General features: G+C 71.1%; 23 protein-coding genes. 13 read left to right on the forward strand and 10 right to left on the reverse strand.

Going from position 1 to position 20,942, the window contains the following annotated elements; translation table 11 throughout:
• Positions 1–128 precede the first annotated feature (128 nt).
• Positions 129–404 carry a hypothetical protein gene (locus B0I28_RS04075; RefSeq protein ID WP_106362495.1) on the forward strand — a complete coding sequence of 92 codons (276 nt, stop codon included), beginning with the start codon at positions 129–131 and terminating at the stop codon, positions 402–404.
• Positions 397–717: a hypothetical protein gene (locus B0I28_RS04080; protein ID WP_106362496.1), complete on the forward strand. Its 321-nt coding sequence runs from the start codon at positions 397–399 to the stop codon at positions 715–717. Before B0I28_RS04075 ends, B0I28_RS04080 begins: the two co-directional genes overlap by 8 nt.
• Positions 718–886: 169 nt before the next feature.
• On the opposite strand, the gene B0I28_RS04085 is transcribed toward B0I28_RS04080, so the two are convergent.
• From B0I28_RS04085 to B0I28_RS04100, 4 genes are all read right to left on the reverse strand, one after another.
• Positions 887–1,405: a hypothetical protein gene (locus B0I28_RS04085; RefSeq protein WP_146147959.1), complete on the reverse strand. Its 519-nt coding sequence runs from the start codon at positions 1,403–1,405 to the stop codon at positions 887–889.
• A 172-nt stretch (positions 1,406–1,577) separates the two neighbouring features.
• Positions 1,578–1,919 (reverse strand): DUF6204 family protein, encoded by a 342-nt coding sequence (locus B0I28_RS04090; RefSeq protein ID WP_106362498.1) that lies wholly within the window; start codon positions 1,917–1,919, stop codon positions 1,578–1,580.
• On the reverse strand, positions 1,916–2,539 hold the full coding sequence (locus tag B0I28_RS27075) for a TetR/AcrR family transcriptional regulator (RefSeq protein WP_181245627.1): 624 nt from the start codon (positions 2,537–2,539) through the stop codon (positions 1,916–1,918). The genes B0I28_RS04090 and B0I28_RS27075 overlap by 4 nt, the downstream gene beginning before the upstream one ends.
• A gap of 57 nt (positions 2,540–2,596) precedes the next feature.
• Positions 2,597–3,310 (reverse strand): DedA family protein, encoded by a 714-nt coding sequence (locus tag B0I28_RS04100; RefSeq protein ID WP_219926533.1) that lies wholly within the window; start codon positions 3,308–3,310, stop codon positions 2,597–2,599.
• 150 nt (positions 3,311–3,460) lie between these two features.
• Between B0I28_RS04100 and B0I28_RS04105 the strand changes: the two genes are divergently transcribed.
• On the forward strand, positions 3,461–3,901 hold the full coding sequence (locus B0I28_RS04105) for a hypothetical protein (protein ID WP_106362500.1): 441 nt from the start codon (positions 3,461–3,463) through the stop codon (positions 3,899–3,901).
• Positions 3,902–3,976: 75 nt separating this feature from the next.
• Here B0I28_RS04105 and B0I28_RS04110 read toward each other — a convergent pair whose 3' ends face one another.
• The 6 genes from B0I28_RS04110 to B0I28_RS04135 are packed head-to-tail and all read right to left on the reverse strand — an operon-like array spanning position 3,977 to position 9,964.
• A complete protein-coding gene (locus B0I28_RS04110; RefSeq protein ID WP_106362501.1) occupies positions 3,977–4,834 on the reverse strand; it encodes a phosphogluconate dehydrogenase C-terminal domain-containing protein in 858 nt (285 codons plus the stop codon).
• Positions 4,831–5,625, reverse strand: a complete 795-nt coding sequence (locus tag B0I28_RS04115) for a sugar phosphate isomerase/epimerase family protein (RefSeq protein WP_106362502.1) — start codon at positions 5,623–5,625, stop codon at positions 4,831–4,833. The genes B0I28_RS04110 and B0I28_RS04115 overlap by 4 nt, the downstream gene beginning before the upstream one ends.
• On the reverse strand, positions 5,622–6,392 hold the full coding sequence (locus B0I28_RS04120) for a triose-phosphate isomerase family protein (protein WP_106362503.1): 771 nt from the start codon (positions 6,390–6,392) through the stop codon (positions 5,622–5,624). Before B0I28_RS04120 ends, B0I28_RS04115 begins: the two co-directional genes overlap by 4 nt.
• Complete coding sequence (locus B0I28_RS04125) at positions 6,392–6,877, reverse strand: ribose-5-phosphate isomerase (protein WP_106362504.1); 486 nt, start codon at positions 6,875–6,877, stop codon at positions 6,392–6,394. The genes B0I28_RS04120 and B0I28_RS04125 overlap by 1 nt, the downstream gene beginning before the upstream one ends.
• The gene (locus B0I28_RS04130; protein WP_106362505.1) at positions 6,870–8,597 is read right to left on the reverse strand and encodes a dihydroxyacetone kinase family protein; all 1,728 of its coding nucleotides are present in this window, start codon (positions 8,595–8,597) and stop codon (positions 6,870–6,872) included. The genes B0I28_RS04125 and B0I28_RS04130 overlap by 8 nt, the downstream gene beginning before the upstream one ends.
• Positions 8,594–9,964, reverse strand: coding sequence for an MFS transporter (locus B0I28_RS04135; RefSeq protein WP_106362506.1), 1,371 nt, complete (start codon positions 9,962–9,964; stop codon positions 8,594–8,596). The genes B0I28_RS04130 and B0I28_RS04135 overlap by 4 nt, the downstream gene beginning before the upstream one ends.
• Positions 9,965–10,185: 221 nt before the next feature.
• Between B0I28_RS04135 and B0I28_RS04140 the strand changes: the two genes are divergently transcribed.
• The 10 genes from B0I28_RS04140 (at position 10,186) to B0I28_RS04185 (ending at position 20,911) form a co-directional block, all read left to right on the forward strand.
• Positions 10,186–10,926 (forward strand): FadR/GntR family transcriptional regulator, encoded by a 741-nt coding sequence (locus B0I28_RS04140; RefSeq protein WP_106362507.1) that lies wholly within the window; start codon positions 10,186–10,188, stop codon positions 10,924–10,926.
• Positions 10,923–11,459 (forward strand): SUKH-4 family immunity protein, encoded by a 537-nt coding sequence (locus B0I28_RS04145; protein ID WP_106362508.1) that lies wholly within the window; start codon positions 10,923–10,925, stop codon positions 11,457–11,459. The genes B0I28_RS04140 and B0I28_RS04145 overlap by 4 nt, the downstream gene beginning before the upstream one ends.
• A gap of 60 nt (positions 11,460–11,519) precedes the next feature.
• Positions 11,520–11,822 (forward strand): GNAT family N-acetyltransferase, encoded by a 303-nt coding sequence (locus B0I28_RS04150; RefSeq protein WP_106362509.1) that lies wholly within the window; start codon positions 11,520–11,522, stop codon positions 11,820–11,822.
• A 127-nt stretch (positions 11,823–11,949) separates the two neighbouring features.
• The gene (locus tag B0I28_RS04155) at positions 11,950–12,942 is read left to right on the forward strand and encodes an LLM class flavin-dependent oxidoreductase (protein WP_106362510.1); all 993 of its coding nucleotides are present in this window, start codon (positions 11,950–11,952) and stop codon (positions 12,940–12,942) included.
• Between the two features lie 91 nt (positions 12,943–13,033).
• Positions 13,034–13,765 (forward strand): SDR family oxidoreductase, encoded by a 732-nt coding sequence (locus tag B0I28_RS04160; protein WP_106362511.1) that lies wholly within the window; start codon positions 13,034–13,036, stop codon positions 13,763–13,765.
• 106 nt (positions 13,766–13,871) lie between these two features.
• Entirely contained in the window at positions 13,872–14,942 is a 1,071-nt protein-coding gene (locus B0I28_RS04165) for a LacI family DNA-binding transcriptional regulator (RefSeq protein ID WP_106362512.1), read from the forward strand.
• 131 nt (positions 14,943–15,073) lie between these two features.
• Positions 15,074–16,366 (forward strand): ABC transporter substrate-binding protein, encoded by a 1,293-nt coding sequence (locus tag B0I28_RS04170; protein ID WP_106362634.1) that lies wholly within the window; start codon positions 15,074–15,076, stop codon positions 16,364–16,366.
• Positions 16,367–16,371: 5 nt separating this feature from the next.
• The gene (locus B0I28_RS04175; RefSeq protein WP_106362513.1) at positions 16,372–17,271 is read left to right on the forward strand and encodes a carbohydrate ABC transporter permease; all 900 of its coding nucleotides are present in this window, start codon (positions 16,372–16,374) and stop codon (positions 17,269–17,271) included.
• The gene (locus tag B0I28_RS04180; RefSeq protein ID WP_106362514.1) at positions 17,268–18,101 is read left to right on the forward strand and encodes a carbohydrate ABC transporter permease; all 834 of its coding nucleotides are present in this window, start codon (positions 17,268–17,270) and stop codon (positions 18,099–18,101) included. Before B0I28_RS04175 ends, B0I28_RS04180 begins: the two co-directional genes overlap by 4 nt.
• 20 nt (positions 18,102–18,121) lie before the next feature.
• Positions 18,122–20,911 (forward strand): alpha-L-rhamnosidase, encoded by a 2,790-nt coding sequence (locus B0I28_RS04185; RefSeq protein ID WP_106362515.1) that lies wholly within the window; start codon positions 18,122–18,124, stop codon positions 20,909–20,911.
• The last annotated feature ends 31 nt before the right edge of the window (positions 20,912–20,942 follow it).

Here is a 20,942-nt window from a genome sequence, read left to right on the forward strand (position 1 = left end):
TCAACTCTCGCGGAATTTCCACTTGAATTCCCACCCGGCATGGTCGCCCGGACATTTGCCACTGGAAGTCGGCGCTGACCTGCACCTATGTTGGTCTTCACTGGTGTGGGAGTGAGAGGAGAGTTCCCATGGCTGACACCACTGAAGTGCAACGGGGGTCCTTCGACAAGGACGGGACCCGGTTCGACGTATGCGCCTCAAGCGCGATGGCTCCCGAGGCGATGCGCGTGTACCAGGCGGGCGACCGGAGCGTGATCGCGCTCGTCGTCTCCGGGCTCAATTCCGGTGAGCTGAAAGCGAGTTGGGGTTCCGGGTGGGGCGCCTACCCGGAGGAGTGGCGCGACGACTTCGAGGAGCGCGCCTATCGCGCGTACGTCTCCCGAGTGCGATTCTGCAATGGCTAGACTCGCCGCGGCCGATGAAGGGCCGTACAACCTCCGCTCCGACGGCAAGCCCGGGATCGACGGCTACCTGGGCGACTTCCACCGCGGCCCAGCGGTGTTCACGCTCTACTCCCTCGGCTCGCATCCGGCCGATCCCGCGCGCATCACCGAGTACCTGCTCGACGTCGAAGACGGCGCGGGCCCGCGTGAGTGCTGCCGCTTCACCGACGACACGGACTCCGTCCCCGAGTGGAGCCGCACTTGGCAGAACGACCCCTGGTGCCCGGCGATCATGTTGCGCTGCCAAGAACTCATCGACCATCCGAGCGACTAGACCAGTCGGGGCGAGTCTCCCCAGGACCGCGCCCCGACTTCCCGCCGAGCCATGGGTGGATGGCTCGGCAAGGTCCCGCCGCCTCCTTCCGGCCTTGCGGGACCCGGGGCCGTGGCCTGCTGTGACGAGCGGGCCGCGGCCCTGCCAAGGCGATGAAGTCCTCACGCGCCTAGATGCAGGAGTCGAACCAGTAGGCCGGCTCCCAGTTGATGTCTTTCCAGCCGCCGCCGGGGTTCGCGTTGGGCGAGAGCCACACGTTGTCCTGATCGAAGCGCGCGAGGGCCGCCCCGCCGGTCTGGTTGTTGTTGACCCAGCCGCGCCCGCGCCACTCGTAGAGGTAGTACGACCCGCAGATGTAGATCTTCCACACCCGCCATTTGTTCACGTGATCGTCCTGGTACTCCAGGACGGCAACACAGACGTACCTCCACTCGCAGGAGGGCAGGTAGCTCGGGGCGTACACGCCGCGGGCGCCTTCGTAGACGTTGGAGCCGGGCACCCTCGACCCGCCGAGCCACGGATCCGGGTCGAAGACGTCGGCGGCGGCGACGTCAGGCGACGCGGGCGGCGCGGGCTCGCTTGCCGCCCCCTGCGGGACCGCCACCAGGGCGGCCATGACCAGGGACGCGACCAGGGCGAGCACAAGCCGCCCGGTTCGCCGCCTGAGCCGTTGTACGAGTTCGTTCATGATGGTGCTCCTGTTCGGGAGACTGACTGTTCCGCTCCCATTGAGCACATCGGACACCACCGGTTCCAAGCCGTCGTTGGAATCGGTTGGAACTGCCGCCCCGCCGGGACCGCCGCCGCGCCGAAGACCGTCGTGACGGGCGGCCGCGGCCCTGTTCGCGTTGGGCCGCAGGTCAGGAGCGGCCTCGGCCCCGGATCTTCACGTCCTCAAGGCAGACCAGACTCACGCCGGTGATGCGGCCCTGGAATCCGCGGGCGCGGATGGCGGTCGCTGCCGCCTCCTCGGCTTCCATGCGGGTGGCGATGTCGGCGTCCTCCGGGCTCTCCTCATCGATGGTGAGGAGGTAGCGGAACTCGTATCCGATGAGTTCAGGCGCGTAGAGGAAGGTGCCTTCCGGGGTGAACTTCGCCGCGAACATGCCGTGGGCGTCCTGGTCGTCGCGCAGGCGCTGGCGCTGGTCGTCGGTGAGGTCTTCGAAGCGGCCGCGGACCGTGGCGCGGTAGGTGCGGCTCATGCCGTGACCTCCTTTCGGGTGGCGGCGATGAACATGGCCGCGATCTCGTCCGCCAGTTCGGCGGCGCCCGCCTGGTCCGCGGTGAGGCGCAGGGCGGCGCCGTCGAGGACCGTGCGGACCGCGAAGGCCATGGTGCGCGTGTCGAAGACGCGCATTTCGCCGGTCTCCTGCCCCTCCTCGAAGAGTGCGACCAGGTCGCCGATCGAGGCGGCCGCGCGGTCGCTGTAGTACCGGGGCTGCTGCCGTCCCGCGTGCTCGACCACCGCGATCAGCGCGGCGGCGGCCTCGGGCTGCTGCGCGCAGTACTCCAGGAAGGTCCTGATGTAGGCCGCGAGCCGGTCCCCGGCGGGCTCGGGTGCCGAGAGCACCCGTTGCAGCTCGGGCGCGAGCGCGCCGGTGACCGATTCGGTGACGGCGGCGGCGAGTTCGTCCTTGCCCGAGAAGTTCCCGTGGACGGCGCCCCTGCTGAACCCCGCGTGCTCGGCGACGGCGTTGAGTGAGGTCGCGGCGACGCCGTCGCGGGCGAAGAGCTCGATCGCGGAGCCGATGAGGCGCTGGCGGGTCGCGGCTTGGCTCTCCTTGCGCGTCAGCCTGGCTGCGGGTGCGGTTCCCTGATTCACGCGAATCAGGATACAGGGGTGTATTCGAATGTCAACTTGTATCTGAAACCGGTCGGGCTACGGGCGGCGTCGGCCGGGACGGACGGCGGTGAGCTGGACCGTGTCGTCAGGGGCCGCGGGGCGGGGGAGGTGGAGGATCATCGTCGCGTCGGCGGCGAGGGCGGGCTTGTTGCGGCGGGCGCGGATCGCCTCGATCACCATGGGGATCACCGAGACGAGCACGATGAGGATGAAGATCGACTCGATGTGCTCGCCGATCGCCGGGATGTTGCCGAGGGCGGCGCCGAGGAGGATGATCCCGGCGGCCCAGGCCACGCCGCCGATCGTGGAGTGCAGGAAGAACTTCCGCGGGTCCATGCGGCCGATCCCGGCGATCCAGGTGATGAAGGTCCGCACGAACGGCACGAAGCGCGCCAAGATGATCGCCTTCGGGCCGTGCTTCTCAAGGAACGCGTGAGTCTTCTCGACGTGCTCGCGCTTGAAGAACCGCGAATCCGGCCGCCGGAACAGCGCCGGACCCGCCTTGAAGCCGATGAAGTACCCCACGACGTTCCCGACCACGGCCGCCGCGGTCGCCAGGACGCACACGATCCACAGCGGCGCGGCGATGGCCCCCTGCGTCACGAACAGGCCTGCGGTGAACAGGAGCGAGTCGCCCGGCAGCACCGGGAAGACCGAGCTCTCCGCGAAGATGACCAGGCACAGCCCGACCACGACGTACGGCCCGAAGGCGGTGAGCAGATGCTCGGGATCGAGCCAGGCGGGAAGCATGCGCGCCATGCTACCGACCGAAGCTCAGACCGGCGTCAGCGTGTTTCAGCGCGTTTCGTCACGTCGGCGGGGCGGTCGGCGATGACGGATCGATGACGCCTGCTCCTACCGTTCGGCTTCCAGTCGAAGGCAAGGTATGAGGAGGCGGACATGGTGATGAAATGGGCCGTGGGCGAGATCGCGCCGCGCGTGGACGGGGTGCCCGGGTTCGTGATCGACGTCGAGGACCATCTGTACGACACGCAGGCCGCGGCACGGGAGTACCTGCAGCAGGCACTGGACTTCGGCCACGAGGCCAGCACCGAGGCGCAGGCCGCGAAGCTGCTGCGGACGATGACGGCATCGAGCCAGGCGCTGCTGGTCGTGTGCCCGCCGATCCGGGGCTGGGTCGTCTTCCCGGTGCGGGACGGGTTCTCGCCGACGCAGGAGGGCCTGTTCTACCTCGACGACCACCGCGACGACTTGGTGCGGCGCTTCACCGCCCGCACCAACACCGCGACCGGAGGCGGCTGCGCGGTGGTCGCCCTCGCCGCCGTCGGCGGGCTCGTCGCGGGCGTGGCCGCGCTGGCGCAGATCCCTTGGAGCGCTTAGGTTTTCCGGGCAGGCGAAAGGTCCCGGGCGCCGCACACGTCTTGACCTTTCGGCGGCCGGGACCTTTCGGGTCTTCTAGCGCTCGATCTTGTCGAGGTGGAGCATGCGGGCGAGGTTCTTGTCGAGCTCGTCGTCCCGGAAGATCTTCTTCCAGTCCTCCTTGATGATCGACTCGCGGCCGTAGTCCATGGCGATGAGGCACGCCTCGCTGAACGGGTTGTCGCCGCGGAGGCCGTTCGCCAGGGCGACCTGGGTGTGGCCCAAGAGGATCGAGCGGGCGGCGGCCTCGGGGACGCCCATCGTGTTGACGGCCTCGTCGAGGGACTCCTTCAGGAGCGCGCCGACCATGCACGCGATGGTCTCGACCAGGGTCGGCTCCAGCTGCGCGAGCTGCTTCACCGTCACCCAGTGGACGTCGATCACCGGCGCGTAGATCGCGCGCACGGTCGCCTCCACGAGGGCCTTCGCGGCCGGGTCGTCGGACTCGACCGCGGCGATGGCGTCCTGGGGGGCCGCGATGCCGCCGAAGGTGTCCGCGTACTCCTCGGGCGTGGTGCGCTGCAAGAAGATCGACGGGTGGCACGGGTGGGCCACGGCCTGCACGACGTCGTCGCGCTTGGTAAGCAGCCCCGCGTAGGCGGCGGCCGGGTCCAGGGTCAGGGCGATCGCGCCGGACTTCATGAGCGGCACCGCCTCGGCCGTGACCGACTGGAGTGCCAGGTCAGGGACGGCGAGGACCACGATGTCGGCGTCGGCCACGGCCGCGGCCAGGTCGGTCAGCTCGCGGCCCGCGTCGGTCGTGCGCTGGCGTCCAGCGGGGGAGTTCTCCACGTAGGCGACGGTGTGCGCGGTCTTCACCAGGTTGTCGGAGACGCGCATGCCCATCTTGCCGCCCGCCCCGATCACGGCGATGTTGTAGGTCTCGGTGCTCATCGGATGCTCCTCAAATAGTCCACTGTGGTTCGTGTCCAGGCCTGCTCGGCGCGGACGGTCGCTTCGGCGCCGCCCTGCCACGGCAGCCAGTGCTCGACGATCTCGTTGACGCCCCGCTCGCGCGGGCGCACCTCCCGCAGCAGGTGCGGGTAGTCGTGCAGGCCGGTCCCCATCGCCGCGCCCGAGTAGGTGAACCCCACCCAGCCGTCCTGCCTGGCGAACGCGAAGTCCTTGGCGTGCACGTTGACCGTGACGGGCGCCGCGAGCTCCACGACCTCCGTCGGCCGCTCCAGCCTCGCGACCACGTTGGCCGGGTCGAGGCAGACGCCGATGTTGGGGCTGCCGGTCGCGGCTACCAATTCGACTAGGTCCTTGGTCGATACCTGCTCGTACGTTTCGAGGGCGAGCGTGACGCCCTGGGATTCGTAGGCCGGGAGCGCTTCGGTCAGCCAGGCGAGCGCCTGCGGGAGGGTCGGCGCCGAGTCCGGGCCGGTGACCATGCTCCGCACCAGCTTCGCTTCAAAGATTTCGGCGAGGGCCAGGAAGCGGGACAGGTGCTCGGGCTCGATTCCCTTGGTGCCCAGCTCGATCTGGAGGCCCAGGTCGCGGGCCGCACCCGCGGCGTCCTTCAGTTCCCGGTCGGTCATGCCTTCGAGCGGCGCGTAGTCGCAGATCTGGAAGAGGTCCACGTCGAGTTCGCGGGTCGCCTCGAACTCGTCAATCAAGGACAGCGGGCGCTCGACCCGGTCCGAGTGCTGCCAGAAGAAGGCGTAGCTCCCCAGCCCGATCATGACGCCACCCTGGTTTCAGCGAGTGCCGTCGCCTCGTCGAGCACCGCCGCCAGGTTCTCCGGGTCGTGCGCGAACCGGCCCAGGAACAGGCCGTCGACCGACCGCCCCAGCTCGGTCAGCAGGCCCGGACCCGCCGAACCGCCGTAGATCACCGAGGAGCCCGCGCGGTCGGGCGCGATGTCCAGCGCCATACGCAAGGCCGTCGTCACCGCCGCGATGTGCTCCACCGGAGCGGGCTCGGACGCGCCGATCGCCCACACAGGCTCGTACGCGACCACGACCGGCCCGGCCGGTGCGCCCGACAGGCTCCGACGCAGCTGCGCCACCGTCGCGGCCGCGGCGGCCTTGGGGCCCAAGCGTTCCGCTTCGCCGACGCACACCAGCGGCGTCACGCCGCCGCGCAGCGAAGCCGCAGCCTTCGCCGCCACCGCGTCGTCGGTCTCGCCGAACAGGCGGCGGCGCTCGGCGTGCCCGATCTCCGCAATGGACACCCCGACCTCCGCGAGCTCGGCCGCGCTCACTTCGCCGGTGAACGGGCCCGAGTCCGCGACGGCCACGTCCTGCGCGCCGATCCGGACCGGCGACCCTGCGAACGCGTCGCGCGCGGGAAGGATCTGGAGGTAGGTCGGGATCACGAACAGCTCGACCGCGCCCGAGGCCAGGCCCGGGTGCGAGCGCACGCGGTCGGCGACGCGCGCGAACCAGTCCTTCGCTGCGGCGTGCCCGAAGTACATCTTCAGGCTCACCCCGACCACCACCGGCGCCATCAGCAGGACCCGGTCGTCTCGAACTCGCCGATGACCGCGACCTTCTCGGCCGAGGCGCTCTGCGGGTCGAAGCGGTAGTCGAGCCACTCGCGGACCAGGCGCCGCGCCAGCTCGACGCCGATCACGCGCTGGCCCATGGTGAGGACCTGGGCGTCGTTGGAGAGGACGCTCCGCTCGACGGAGAAGCTGTCGTGGGCCGTGGCGGCCCGGATGCCGGGGACCTTGTTGGCGGCGATGGCGACCCCGAGGCCGGTGCCGCAGATGAGGAGGGCCCGGTCGGCCTCGCCGTCGGCGACGCGCTGGGCCGCCTCGATGGCGACCTTCGGGTACGGGGTGTGGCCCTCGGCGTCCACGCCGACGTCCACTACGGACGCGACACCGGCGTGGCCTTCGAGGTCCCGCTTGAGGATCTCCTTGTAGTCGAAGCCGGCGTCGTCGCTGCCGACGACGATGCGCAGCGGCGCAGTACGCAGGGGCTCAGGCATGGTGGTTCCTTCCTTCGAACAGTTCGCCGATCGCGGTGGCGATCAGCGCGAGGGAGTGCGCGCCCGGGTCGGGGGTGCCGAGGCTCTTCTCGGCGTGCGGGCGGGCGCGGCCCATGCGGGGCAGGAGCTCCGCGGTGGCTTTCGCGGCGCGCGAGGCGTCCTCGGCGGCGGCTTTCCACGCGGTGGGGAGATCCGCTCCGGCGTCTGCGTTGCGCTGCAAGGCTTCGGCGAACGGCACGAGCGCGTCCACAAGGGTCTTGTCGCCGACCTCGGCCTTGCCGTAGTCCATGACGCCCTTGGCGCCGTCGGCCACTCCGGCGGCGACGTCGGCTGCCGTGGGCTTCCCGTGGTCGCCCAGGCGTTCGGCGACGCCGGTGAGGATCACGCCCCACAGCGCGCCGGAGGTGCCCCCGGCCTTGTCGGCCCACGCCGCGGCGGCACGGGCCAGGGTGGTGCCCGCGCCGGCCCCGCTTGCGGCTGAACCAGCGGCGAGCGCGGCCTTCGCGCCGCGCTGCATGCCGATCCCGTGGTCGCCGTCTCCGGCGACGGCGTCGATGCGGCCGAGTTCGTCCACATTGGCGTCGACGGTGGCGGCGATGACCTCCAGGGCGGCGCGGACCGTGCCCGCGGCCTCCCGGGACGCCTCGTCGGATTCGGGGACGGCGTCCGCATCCGCGGCACCGTTCCCGTTGGCGGCCTTGAGCTGTGCAGGCGTGACGGACCCGCGGCGGTAGGCCGGGGCGTCAACGGGGGTCTCCCACAGCGCTTCGAGTTCGTCGTCGAGCCAGAACAGGGTGAGCGAGGTCCCGGCCATGTCGAAGCTCGTGCAGTACTCGCCCACGTGCGGGTCCACGATGACGAGTCCCGCCGCCTCAAGCAGCTGGGCGACCCGCCGGTAGACGACGAACAGCTCCTCGTATTTCAGTGAGCCGAGCCCGTTGAGGATCGGCACGACCCGCGCGCCCGCGGCGGCGATCCCCTCGGGGACCTCCTCCAGGAGCTTGGCGACGAGCAGTTCCGCGAGGCCGTCGGCGGTCGGAATGTCAGTCTCGTCGATGCCGGGCTCGCCGTGGATGCCGAGCCCGACCGCCATGCGGCCCTCGGGGACCGAGAACAGCGGCTCCTCGGCGCCGGGGAGCGTGCAGCCGGAGAACGCGACGCCGATCGAACGGGTGCGCTCGTTGGCGAGCCGCGCGAGGCGCTCGACCCCGGCGAGGTCGTTCCCGGCCTCGGCAGCGGCGGCGGCGATGCGGAAGACCGCGAGGTCCCCGGCGATGCCGCGCCGCTTGTGGCGTTCTTCCGGTGCGGCGCTGAAGATGTCGTCGGTGACGGCCACCGTCGCGCACGGGATGCCTTCGGCGCGCAGGCGCTCCTGGGCCGCGTCGAAGTTGAGCACGTCCCCGGCGTAGTTCCCGTAGGTGAACAGGACGCCGCCGCCGTTGTCGGCGGCCTTCGCGACCGCCTGGATCTGCTGCGCCGAAGGCGAGGCGAACAGGTTGCCCATGGCCGCGCCGTGCGCGAGGCCCTGGCCGACGAGGCCGCCGAACGCCGGGTAGTGCCCGGACCCGCCGCCGACCACGACGGCGACCTGGCCGCGCGGCGACTCGGTGGAGCGGACGACGCCGCCGGTCACGCGCTGCACGTGACGGCCGTTCGCGGCCGCGAAGCCGTCGGTCATCTCGTCGGCGAAGTCGGCGGGGTCGTTCCAGATCCGGGTCATCGCGCGCCCGCCTCCTCAAGGTCCGGTGCGGTCGCGGACTTCCCGCGGCGCGCGAGCGCCACCATGAGCACCGCCGACAGGAGCATGAACCCGCCGACCACGGCCATCGCGGTCTCGTACCCGCCGGTCCAGTCGTGGATCGCGCCGGTGACGTACGGGGCGCTGAACCCGGCGAGGTTGCCGACCGTGTTGATGAGCGCGACGCCCGCCGCGGCGGCGGCGCCGGTCAGGAACCGGGTCGGGAGCGTCCAGAAGTTCGGGAGCGCCGCGAAGATCGCGCAGGCCGTCACGGTGATGACCGCGATGGTCGCCGCGGGGGAGTCCACGAGCAGCGCCAGCGGGATCGAGGCCGCGCCGAGCATGGCCGGGACGGCGATGTGCCAGGTCTTGAGGCCGCGCTTCGAGGCGTCCTTGGACCAGAAGTACATGACCACGGCCGCGGGCAGGTACGGGATCGCGGTGATGAGGCCCTTCTCGAACACGTCGAACTCGGTGCCGGCCGCGGCCTGGAACCCGTCGATGATCGTGGGCAGGAAGAACGCGAGGGCGTACAGGCCGTAGATGAAGCCGAAGTAGATGAAGGACAGCGTCCAGACGCGTCCGCTCTTGAAGGCGTGCCGCACGGACGGGTGCTTTTCGCTCGCCTCGGTGGTCTCGCGCTCGGCTTCGAGGGCGCCGGTGAGCCAGGTCTGCTCCTCGGGGGTGAGCCACTTGGCGTCGGCGGGCTTGTCCTTGAGGTAGAACCAGGCGATGATCCCGACGACGATCGCGGGGATCGCCACGCCCATGAACATGAAGCGCCAGCCTTCGAGGCCGAAGAACACGCCGTGCTGCTGGATGAGGGCGCCCGCCAGGGGCGCGCCGATCACCGTCGTCAGGGGCTGGGCCAGGTAGAACAGCATGAGGATGCGGCCGCGGTACTGCGAGGGCACCCACAGGCTCAGGAACAGGATCGCGCCGGGGAAGAAGCCGGCCTCGGCGACGCCGAGGAGGAAGCGGAGGGCCACGAGCTGCTCGAAGTTCTGCACCCACGTGAACAGGAGCGCGACGACGCCCCAGCTGATCATGATGCGGGCGAGCCAGCGGCGGGCGCCGAACTTGTGGAGCGCCAGGTTGGACGGCACTTCCAGGATGATGTAGCCGATGAAGAACACGCCGGACGCGAAGCCGAACTGGGCGGCGGAGAGCGCCAGGTCCCCGTTCATGCCGTTCGGTGCGGCGAACCCGATCGCGGTGCGGTCGAGGTAGTTGATGAAGAACATCAAGGCGACGAACGGCACGAGGCGGATCGAGACCTTGCGGATGGCGCTGCGGGCTACGGGCGGCGCTTCGGGGGCTGCTGACCGGTTCACGGTGTCTCCTGACATCGGCTCTGATGACACTGGGGGCGTCTCCCATATTGGCGAACCGGTTGACCAATTGCAACACGGAGTCCCACATGTTGATCATTCTGTAATGTTCCGGCAGCTCGCAGCCGTTGCCGGGAATCCCCCGACCGGCCCCTGACCGCCTGGACCGCAACTAGACCGGCGTCGCACTCGGGGCGGAAGGGTGGTTTCGCCGCGCAAAAGGACGGTAAGTTTCATCCATGCCCGCCTACCCAGGAGACCGCGCCGCCGACATCGCCGCCTCGCTCGGCGCCCTGCCGAGCAGCAGCCCGGTCTCGGAGGTCGCGCGCCAGCTCCTCGACCTGTTCACCAGCGGATCCATCGAGCCCGGGACGCGCCTGCCCGCCGAGCGCCAGCTCGCCACCACCCTCGGCGTCGGCCGCTCCGCCGTGCGCGAGGCCCTCGCCGCGCTCGAACTCCTCGGCATCGTCGACGTGCGCCCAGGCTCGGGCACCTACCTGCGCGGCACCGCCTCCGAACTGCTCCCGCAGACCCTGCGCTGGGGCCTGCTCATCGGCCGCCGCAAGACTGACGAACTCCTCGAACTGCGCTCGGGCCTGGAGATCTACGTGGCCCGCCTCGCCGCCTCGAACGCCACCGAGGACGACCTCGCCGCGCTCGCCGGGCACGTGGCGCGCATGCGCGAATCCGAGGACCTGGCCGCCTTCGCCGAGGCCGACCGCGACTTCCACAACGGGCTCGCCCGCGCCGCGGGCAACGAGGTCCTCATCGACCTCCTCGACGTGGTGCGCTCCCTCCTCCAGGTCTACGCCGACCGCGCCGTCTCCGGCGACGAGGAGGCCCGCACCGCCCTCGACGAGCACGACGCGATCCTGCGCGCCGTGACCTCCCGCGACCACGACGCCGCCGCCTCCGCGATGGCCGTCCACATGGCCACCGCCTCGATCCGCCTCGCGGCAGAGCAGGCGGGCCGACCATGACCGCCGCGCCGCCCTCCGACAAGACCGCGTTCGTCTGGGGCCCAGACGACCTCATGGAACTCCCGCGCGCCGGGCTCCTCGAACTCGGCGTCCCGGCCGCCGGACTCCCCGAGGACGACTGGGTGCCCCGGCTCGTGCCCGGCGTGTACGACGCCGACGGCGCGCCCGAGCCGCTGCAGCCGTTCGCGGTGATCGAGCTCCAGGCCGGCGACGTCACCGTCGACATGCGGCTGATCCTCCTCGGCACGGTCCCCGGCTCCGCGAACCTGCTGTACGTCCTCGACCCGGCCTCGGGCGAGGTCCTCCAGTTCGACCGGCGCAGCCGCGGCGTACGCGGCGTGAACTCCTCCTACCGCTGGTTCGTGGAGTTCCTGTGGCAGATCGAGGCCGCGAAGAAGCACCGCGGCGCCGCCGATCTCGCAGGCGTCCTCAACCCGGGCCTGCGCGCGACGCTCCGGTCCGTCGACCCGTTCGCGTTCCAGGCCGAGCAGTGGTGGCCCGCGGTGTGGAAGGAACTCGCTCCTTCTGGGTAACCCCTCCGGGGAACCGAACTAGGGTGGTCCGCAGGACGCCCGAGACGCGAAGGAGCGCTCATGACCGTGGTAGTCACCGATGCCCCCGACCAGCAGCGCTGGGAGGCCCGCATCGACGGGGAACTGGTCGGGTTCGCGCAGTACAAGCGCCACGACGGCGCGATCACGTTCTTCCACACCGAAGTCGAGCGCGAGGGCGCCGGGATCGGGACGGCCCTGGTCCGCACCTCCCTCGACGCCGCGCGCACCGCGGGGGCGCGGGTCCACCCCGTGTGCCCGTTCTACGCCGGGTGGATCGAGCGCCACCCCGACTACGGCGACCTCGTCCACGAGAAGGCGCCGCACCTCGGCGAAGAGGACTGACCGGGCCGCACGGCCGCGGCCGGTGACGAGGGTCATGCCGGAAACGGACCCCGGTCCGGGATTGCCGGGGCCCCGGGGAGCGTTGCCCGAAGGGCGAACCCGAACTTCCTCCGAAAGGCGGCCGTCCATGCCCGTAGCCCTGTCGATCCTCGACCTCGCGCCGATCGCGCCCGGACGGACCGCACGCGACAGCTTCGCCGCGAGCGTCGAACTCGCGCGCGCCGCCGAGCGCACCGGCTACGAGCGCGTCTGGTACGCCGAGCACCACTCCATGCCGACCATCGCGTCGAGCGCCACCAGCCTCGTCATCGGCCACGTCGCCGAGCACACCGAGACCATCCGCCTCGGCGCGGGCGGCATCATGCTGCCCAACCACTCCCCGCTCGTCATCGCCGAGCAGTTCGGCACCCTCGAATCCCTCTTCCCCGGCCGCATCGACCTCGGCCTGGGCCGCGCCCCCGGCACCGACCGGCAGACCATGCGCGCCATCCGCCGCGACGCCACCTCCTCCGACACGTTCCCGCAAGACGTCCTCGAACTCCAGGGCTACCTGCGCGGCAAGTCCCTCATCGAGGGCGTCCAGGCCGTGCCCACCGCCGAGACCGAAGTGCCCCTGTACCTCCTGGGCTCCTCGCTGTTCGGCGCGCAGCTCGCCGCGAGCCTCGGCCTGCCGTACGCGTTCGCCTCGCACTTCGCGCCCGACGCGCTCCACGAGGCGATCGCGGTCTACCGCGAGCAGTTCCGGCCCTCCGAGCAGGTCCCCGAGCCGTACGTCATCGCGGGCGTCAACGTGTTCGCCGCCGAGGACCCCGCGGACGCGGAAGCCCAGCGCCGCATCGCCTTCCGCAACCGCGCCCGCGCGTTCATCGCCCGCGGCCCGGTCGGGCGCGAGTACACCGACGACGAGATCGACGAGTTCCTGGCCTCGCCCGCGGGTGACCAGCTCAACTCGATGGCCCGCTACACCGCGGTCGGCGGCCCCGAGGACGTGCGCGCGTTCCTGGAGTCCTTCGCCGCCGCCACCGGCGCCGACGAGCTCATCACCGTCCACTACACCGAGGAGGTGCCCGACCGGATCGCCTCGGTCGAGCTCACCGCCAAGGCCATGGGCATCGGCTAGCGAGTCACACGCGCCCCACTGGAGGCCCGCCGTTCGCGGCGGGCCTCTTACGCTGTCCTCCGGATTCCACCCTTCACGAGAGGCCAGGGCATTGGGACAGCTGACGGACACCACCGCGCTCATCACCGGAGCGTCGCGCGGCATCGGCGCGGCCACCGCGCGCCTCCTCGCCGCCGAGGGCGCGCACGTCCTGGTCAACTACCGCGACAAGGCGAAGCGCGCGAACGCCGTCGTCGACGCCATCACCGGGGCGGGCGGCTCCGCGGCCGCCGTGCAGGCCGACATCACCGCCGCCGCCGACCTCGACCGCCTCTTCGCCGGGATCGAGCGCCTCGACGTGCTCGTCCTCAACGCCTCCGGCGGCCTGGAGAAGGACGTCGACCCCGACTACGCGCTGCGCCTGAACCGCGACGCCCAAGTGGACCTCGCCGCCCGGGCACTCCCCTTGCTGCCCAAGGGCGGCCGCATCGTCTACGTCACCAGCCACCAGGCCCACTTCGCGGCCACCGAGGAGCTCGCGGTCTACGCGCCCGTCGCCCGCTCCAAGCGCGCGGGCGAGGACGCCCTGCTCGCGATGCTCCCCGAGTTCACCGCCCGCGGCGTCGACTTCGTGACGGTCTCCGGCGACATGATCGAAGGGACCATCACCGCGACCCTCCTCGAACGCGCCCAGCCCGGCACCATCGCGCAGCGCCGCGAGGCCGCGGGCGGGCTCCTCACCGTCGAGCAGTTCGCGCAGCACGTGGCCGACGCCGCCGTCGCCGACCTGGAGACCGGCGCGGTCGTCCTGGCCGGGGGCCCCGGCGCCTGGGCCCGCGACTAGCCGAAACAGGCCGCGCTCCCACGGAAGAAAGTGCGAGCCTCCCTCTTGTAGATCGGTCTACAGTCTGTGTAGATTGATCTACACCCAAACCCCAGGGAGGCTCCCAGTGGCATCGCGTCCGTCGGCCGGCTCGGTCACCATCGAGGACGTCGCGCGCGAAGCGGGCGTCTCCCGGGCGGCGGTCTCCAAGGTCATCCGGAACGCGTACGGCGTCAGCCCCGCGATGAAAGCCCGTGTGACCGAAGCGATCGAGAAGCTCGGCTACCGCCCGAGCGTCTCGGCCCGGGGCATGCGCGGGAAGACGTTCACCGTCGGGATCGAGATCCCCGAACTGTCGAACCCGTTCTTCCCCAAGCTCCTCGCGGGCGCCACGGCCGCGCTCTCGGGCTCGCCCTACCGGCTCATCATCGCCCCGGCCGACCCCGAGCACGGCGAGGGCTACCGCGCCATCCAGGCGCTGGTGGACCGGCAGGTCGACGGGGTCATCGCGGTCTCGCCGCTGGTCGACCCCGAATGGCTGGAGGCGCTGGCCGACCACGTCCCGGTGGTCATGATCGGCCGCCACGACCGCTCGCCGAAATACGACGCAGTCGTCAGCGACGACGAGGACGGCGCGCGCCAGGTCATGCGGCACCTGCTCGACCTGGGGCACCGCGACATCGCGCACCTGACCCCCGCCGCCGGTCTCGCCGGGATCGAATCGGGTGCGCCGCAGGCGATCCGGCTCGCCGCCTACCGGGACGCGATGCAGGAGGCCGGCCTCGGCGACCGCATCCGCGTCGTGGGCTCCCCGAACGGCCAGCCCGAGTCGCGGCGCGTGGCGCTGGGGCTCCTGGCCGAGGCGGACCGCCCGACCGCGGTGTTCGCCTCGCACGACGAACCGGCCCTGGGGGTCATGCACGCCGTGGCCGACGCCGGGCTCACCCCGGCCGACGTCTCGGTCGCCGGGTACGACGACGTCGAGATCGCCGCCCACCCGGGCATCTCGCTCACCACCGTCGACCAGCACGGCGAACGCATGGGCCGCCTCGCCGCCGAGCTGCTGCTCGAACGCATCGCCGGGCGCGCCGAGCCCCGGCACGAGACGGTGCGGCCCGAACTCGTGGTCCGCACCAGCACCAGACCGCCCCGCCCGCGGGGCGGGGCCCCGCGCCTGCGCGCGGTCGGCAGGACCTGACCATCACCGATCCACAACCGCACCATGCAATCCCTCTGGAATGAATCGTTCCAATGGCGTCACCAATGGAGGTCACGACCATGTTCCCGACTCGACCCCTCCGCCGCACCGCGGCCGGAGCCACTCCGCACATGTACAGCTCCGCAGGCGTCGCCGTGGTCGCCCTCTCCGCCGGACTCGCCCTCACCGGGTGCTCCACCGGCGGCGGCGACGACGGGACCCTGAACATCCTCATCGACAACTCCGAGGCCACCGGCCAGCTCATGCAGGCCCTGGTCGACGCGTACACGGAAGCGAACCCGGACGTCGAGATCGAGCTGGAGCTGCGCCCCGGCGGCAGCGAGGGCGACAACATCGTCAAGACCCGCTTGCAGACCGGCGACATGCCCGACCTGTTCTTCTACAACTCCGGGTCGCTCCTCCAGGCGCTCGCGCCGGACCAGACCCTCGTCGACCTCGCGGGCGAGTCCTACATGGACGTCGTGACGGACACCTTCAAGGACGGCGTGAGCGCGGGCGACGCGCTCTACGGCGTCCCCGTCGGCCACGCCGTCGGCGGCGGCGTCCTCTACGACCTCGCCGCCTACGAGGAGCTCGGGCTCGAAGTGCCGACCACCTGGGACGAGTTCATGGCGAACAACCAGGCGATCCTCGACGCGGGGGGCCGCGCGCCGGTCATCCAGACCTACGGCACCGAGTCCGCGTGGACCTCGCAGCTGTTCGTGCTCGCCGACAACTACAACGTCCTCGCGGCCGAACCGGACTGGGCCGAGGCGTACACCGCCAACGAGAAGCACTTCGCCGACACGCCCGCGGCCGCCGCCGGGTTCGAGCACCTCCAGGAGGTCGCCGAGGCCGGGTACCTCAACGAGGACTTCGCGTCCCTCACCTACAACGAGGGGCTCGCCGCGCTCGCCGCGGGCGAGGGCGTCCACTACCCGATGCTCACCACCGCGCTCACCGAGATCGAGGCGACCGATCCCGATGCGCTGGACGGCATCGGCTTCTTCGCCCTGCCGGGGACCGACGCCGCGAACGCGGGCCTCACGACCTGGCTGCCCGGTGCGCTCTACCTCCCGCAGTCCACTGAGGATCAAGGTGCGGCGAAGGACTTCCTGGCGTTCGTCGCCAGCACCGAGGGCTGCGACGCGCAGACCGCCGGCGCCAGCGTCATCGGCCCGTACTTCATCGAGGGCTGCACCGTCCCCGAGGACGTGCCCCCGGCCGTGGCCCAGCTCCAGTCCTACTTCGACTCCGGGCTCACCGCACCGGCCCTGGAGTTCCTGTCCCCGGTCAAGGGCCCGGCCCTGGAGCAGATCACCGTCGAGGTCGGCTCCGGCATCCGCACCGCCGCCGACGCCGCGTCGCTCTACGACGAGGACGTCAAGAAGCAGGCGCAGCAGCTCGGCCTCGAAGGCTGGTAGGCCCCATGGCGACCACGGCAACCGCGGCGCCGCCACGGCGGCGCCGCGGCCACCGGAGCCACTACCCGCTCTGGTTCTACCTCCCCGCGGGCGTCGTCTACGGCGTCCTGTTCATCGCCCCCACGATCGCGTCCTTCTACTTCGCGTTCACGCGCTGGAACCTCTCCGGGACCGAGTTCATCGGCTTCGAGAACTTCGCACTGTTCTTCAGCGAGCCCTACCTGTTCCAGGGCCTGGTGAACACCTTCGTCTACGGCGTGCTCACCTCCGGGCTGAAAGTGGTCCTCGGGCTGCTCCTCGCGGTGTTCCTGACCTCGCAGATCATCGCCCGCGGGTACCTGCGCTCCGTCGTGTTCTTCCCGACCCTGGTGAGCACCGTCGGCGTCGGCATCACCTTCACCGTGCTCATGGACCCCGGCGACGGGCTCGTCAACCAGGCGCTCGCGCTGTTCGGCGTCGACGGGCCCGGCTGGCTCACCGACCCGAGCCTCGCCCTCATATCGGTTGCGCTCGTGGACGTCTGGAAGGGCGTGGGCCTGGCGACCCTGATCTACATCGCCGGGGTCGTGGCGATCCCGCAGGAGTACTTCGAGGCCGCCCGCGTCGACGGCGCCACGAGCGCGCAGCGGCTGCGGCACATCACCCTCCCGCTCATGCGGCCCGCCACCGCCACCGTCATCGTGCTGTCGCTCATCGGCGGCCTCAGGTCGTTCGACCTCATCTGGGCCATGACCCAGGGCGGCCCCGGGTTCACCTCCGACGTCGTCGCCTCGGTGATCTTCAAGCAGTACCAGGCCGGGTTCTGGGGCCTGTCCAGCGCCGGGAACGTGGTCCTGTTCCTCATCGTGGCCGCGTTCATGGTCCCGCTCTACTGGAAGCTCAACCGCAAGGAGGTGGACCGTTGAGGCGCCGCCGCACCGCCGGGGTCCTCTCCGGCACGATCGCGATCATCGTCTCCGCGGTGGTCTTCCTCGTCCCGTTCGCGTTCATCGTCCTCACCGCGTCCAAGACCCGCGGCGAAGCGGCCCTGCGGGAGTTCACGCTCCCCACCGAGTGGGCGATCTGGGAGAACTTCCTCGCGGTCATCCGCGAACGCGACTACATGCTGCTGGGCGCGTTCGTGAACTCCACGATCCTCACCGTCGCGAGCGTCGCCGTCATGGTCGTCCTCGCGGCCATGGTCGGGTACGTCATGCAGCGGCGCCCGAACCGCCTGACGCCCTGGCTGAACGCGCTCGTCCTCGCCGGGCTCATCATCCCGCCCGCGGTCGTCCCCACCATCTGGGTCCTCCAGGGGCTCGGCCTGTTCCGGACCCTCCACGGGCTCGTCCTCATCGAAGTCGCCTACGGGCTCTCCTTCTGCGTCCTGCTCTTCCGCGCCTTCGTCGCCACCATCCCGCGCGAACTCGACGAGGCCGCCGTCATCGACGGCGCCGGGCCCGTGCGCCTGTTCTTCCAGGTCGTGTTCCCGCTGCTCAGATCCGTGATCGTCACCGCCGTGATCGTCCAGTCCGTGGCCGTCTTCAACGACTTCCAGAACCCGCTGTACTTCCTGCCCGGCGACGACCACGCCACCGTCCAGCTCACCCTCTACAACTTCAGGAGCCAGTACACGACCGAGTGGAACCTGCTGTTCATGGACATCCTGCTCATCACCATCCCGCCGCTCGTCATGTACGCCTTCTTCAACCGCCAGATCGTCGCCGGCCTCACCTCCGGCGCGATCAAAGGCTGAATATCCACAAGGGAGACCCGATGCACGTTTACGGACTGCGCGCCGAGTACCGCACCGACACCCCGTTCACCGCCGTGAACAGGCCCCGCCTGTCGTGGAAGACCGCCGACGCCCCGCCCGGCTGGACCCAGGCCGCCGCCGAGATCGAATGGCGCCGAGGCGAAGCCGCCGCCGTCGCCCGCGTCGACGGCCGCGACTCCGTGCTCGTCGCCTGGCCCTTCGAATCGCTCCAGCCCCGCGAGCAAGGAAGCGTGCGCATCCGCGTCCACGGCGCCGACGGCACCGCCACCGACTGGAGCGAGCCCCACGGCATCCGCGCCGGATTCCTCGGCGACGGCGAATGGCACGCCCGGTTCATCACCGTCCCCGAACCCGCCGACATCGGCCAGCCGCTCCTGCTGCGCCGCGAATTCACCGTGAAACCCGGCCTGGAGGCCGCCACCCTGTACGCCACCGCGCGCGGCGTCTACCAGGTCGAGATCGACGGCGTCCCCGTCGACGCCGACCGCCTCAAACCCGGCTGGACCGCCTACCGCTCCCGGCTCGTCCACGAGACCAACGACGTCACCGACCTCCTCCGCGAAGGCGCCAACGTCATCGGCGCGAACCTCGCCGGAGGCTGGTACACCGAGGGCTTCGGCTTCCACGGCCAGGCCAGGCCCTTCTACGGCAAGTACCCGTCCTTCGCCGCCCAACTCCACCTCGAATACGACGACGGCACAACGGAAACCATCGCCACCGGCGACGGCTGGCGCGCCACCGCAGACGGGCCGATCACCGCCAGCGGCATCTACGCGGGCGAGTCCCACGACGCCCGCCGCGCCCTCCCCGGCTGGTCCTCGCCCGGCTTCGACGACGCCCGCTGGCTCGACGCCCGCCCCGACACCGCCAAGGCGATGGTCCCCGTCGCTGCCACCACCGCGCCCGTGCGCGCCACCGCCGAACTCGCCGTCCAGGAGGTCATCACCACCCCCAGCGGCCGCACCGTCGTCGACTTCGGACAGAACCTCGTCGGGCATCTCCGCATCAGCGTGCAAGGCCGCGAAGGCGACACCGTCGTCCTGCGCCACGCCGAAGTCCTCGAACACGGCGAACTCGGCACCCGGCCCCTCCGCCACGCCAAAGCCACCGACACGTACACCCTCGCCGGGAACGGCACCGAGACCTGGGAGCCCGAGTTCACCTTCCACGGCTTCCGGTACGCCGAGATCCAAGGCTGGCCCGGCGAATTCGACCCCGCCGACGTCACCGCCGTCGTCGTCCACTCCGACCTCAAGCGCACCGGCCACTTCTCGTCCTCGCACGAACTCCTCGACCGCCTCCACGAGAACGTCGTCTGGGGCATGAGGGGCAACTTCGTCTCCATCCCCACCGACTGCCCCCAGCGCGACGAGCGCCTCGGCTGGACCGGCGACATCCAGGTCTTCGCCCCCGCCGCGAGCTTCCTCTACGACTGCGACGGCTTCCTCGCCTCCTGGCTCGACGACCTCGCCCTGGAGCAGTTCGACGACGGCGCCGTCCCCTTCATCGTCCCCAACGTCCTCGAATGGGCCCAGACCCCCGCCGCCGCCTGGGGCGACGCCGCCACCGTCGTCCCCACCGTCCTCTTCGACCGCTTCGGCGACCGCGCCGTCCTCGAACGCCAGTACCCGAGCATGCGCGCCTGGACCGACCACCTCGCCGCCCTCGCCGGGGACCGCCACCTGTGGGAGGGCCGCTTCCAGTTCGGCGACTGGCTCGACCCCGACGCCCCGCCGGAGGACCCCGCCCGCGCCAAGACCGACCCCGACATCGTCGCCAGCGCCTACTTCCAGCGCTCCGCGGCCCTGACCGCCCGCGCCGCGACCGAACTCGGACACACCGAGGACGCCGCGACGTACGGCGCGCTCGCCGAAGCCGCCCGCGAGGCGTGGGTCCGCGAATACGTCACGGGCGCGAGCCGCATCGTCTCCGACGCGCCGACCGCGTACGCGCTGGCGATCGAGTTCGACCTCGTGACCGACCCCGAGGCGCGCGAGCGGATGGGCGCGCGGCTCGCGTGGCTCGTGCGCCGCGCGGGCTACCGCATCGGGACCGGGTTCGTGGGCACGCCGATCATCCAGGACGCGCTGACGCGCACCGGCCACGCCGAGACCGCGCGGCGCCTGCTGCTCCAGACCGACAACCCGTCGTGGCTGTACCCGGTGACCATGGGCGCCACCACGATCTGGGAGCGCTGGGACTCCATGCTGGAGGACGGCACGATCAACCCGGGGGAGATGACCTCCTTCAACCACTACGCGTTCGGGGCCATCGCCGACTGGCTGCACCGCACCGTCGCCGGGCTCGCGCCGCTGGAGCCGGGCTACCGGCGCATCGCCGTCGCCCCGGTCCCGCTCGCGGGGCTCGACCGGGCCGCGGCCGAGCTGGAGACCCCGTACGGCCGCGCCCGCGTCGGCTGGGAGGTCCACGACGGACGCGTCGTGGTCCACGCGCAGGTCCCGCCGAACACGACCGCGCTCGTGACCCTCCCGGGCCTTGAGGCGTTCGACGTCGGCTCGGGGGACCACGAGTGGACGATCGACGACCCGCGGACCGAGCCGCGCAGGGCGGGACTGACGATCGACTCGCGGCTGTCGGACCTCATCGAGGACGCCGAAGCGCACGAGGCGGTGCTGCGGGCCGTCGAGGCCGTCGACCCCGAGCGGGCCCGGAGCCTGCGGTCCGCGCAGTGGACGGAGCACCGCACGCTCCTGGGCGAGCTGACCCCGGGCCCGCCCGCGGTCCTCGCCCGCGTGGAGGCCGCGCTCGCGAACCTCAAGCGCGACTGAGGTCCGACCAGCAAGGTAAGGGCCCCGGATC

It is taken from the genome of Glycomyces artemisiae (assembly GCF_003002955.1).
GTDB classification, from domain to species: domain Bacteria; phylum Actinomycetota; class Actinomycetes; order Mycobacteriales; family Micromonosporaceae; genus Glycomyces; species Glycomyces artemisiae.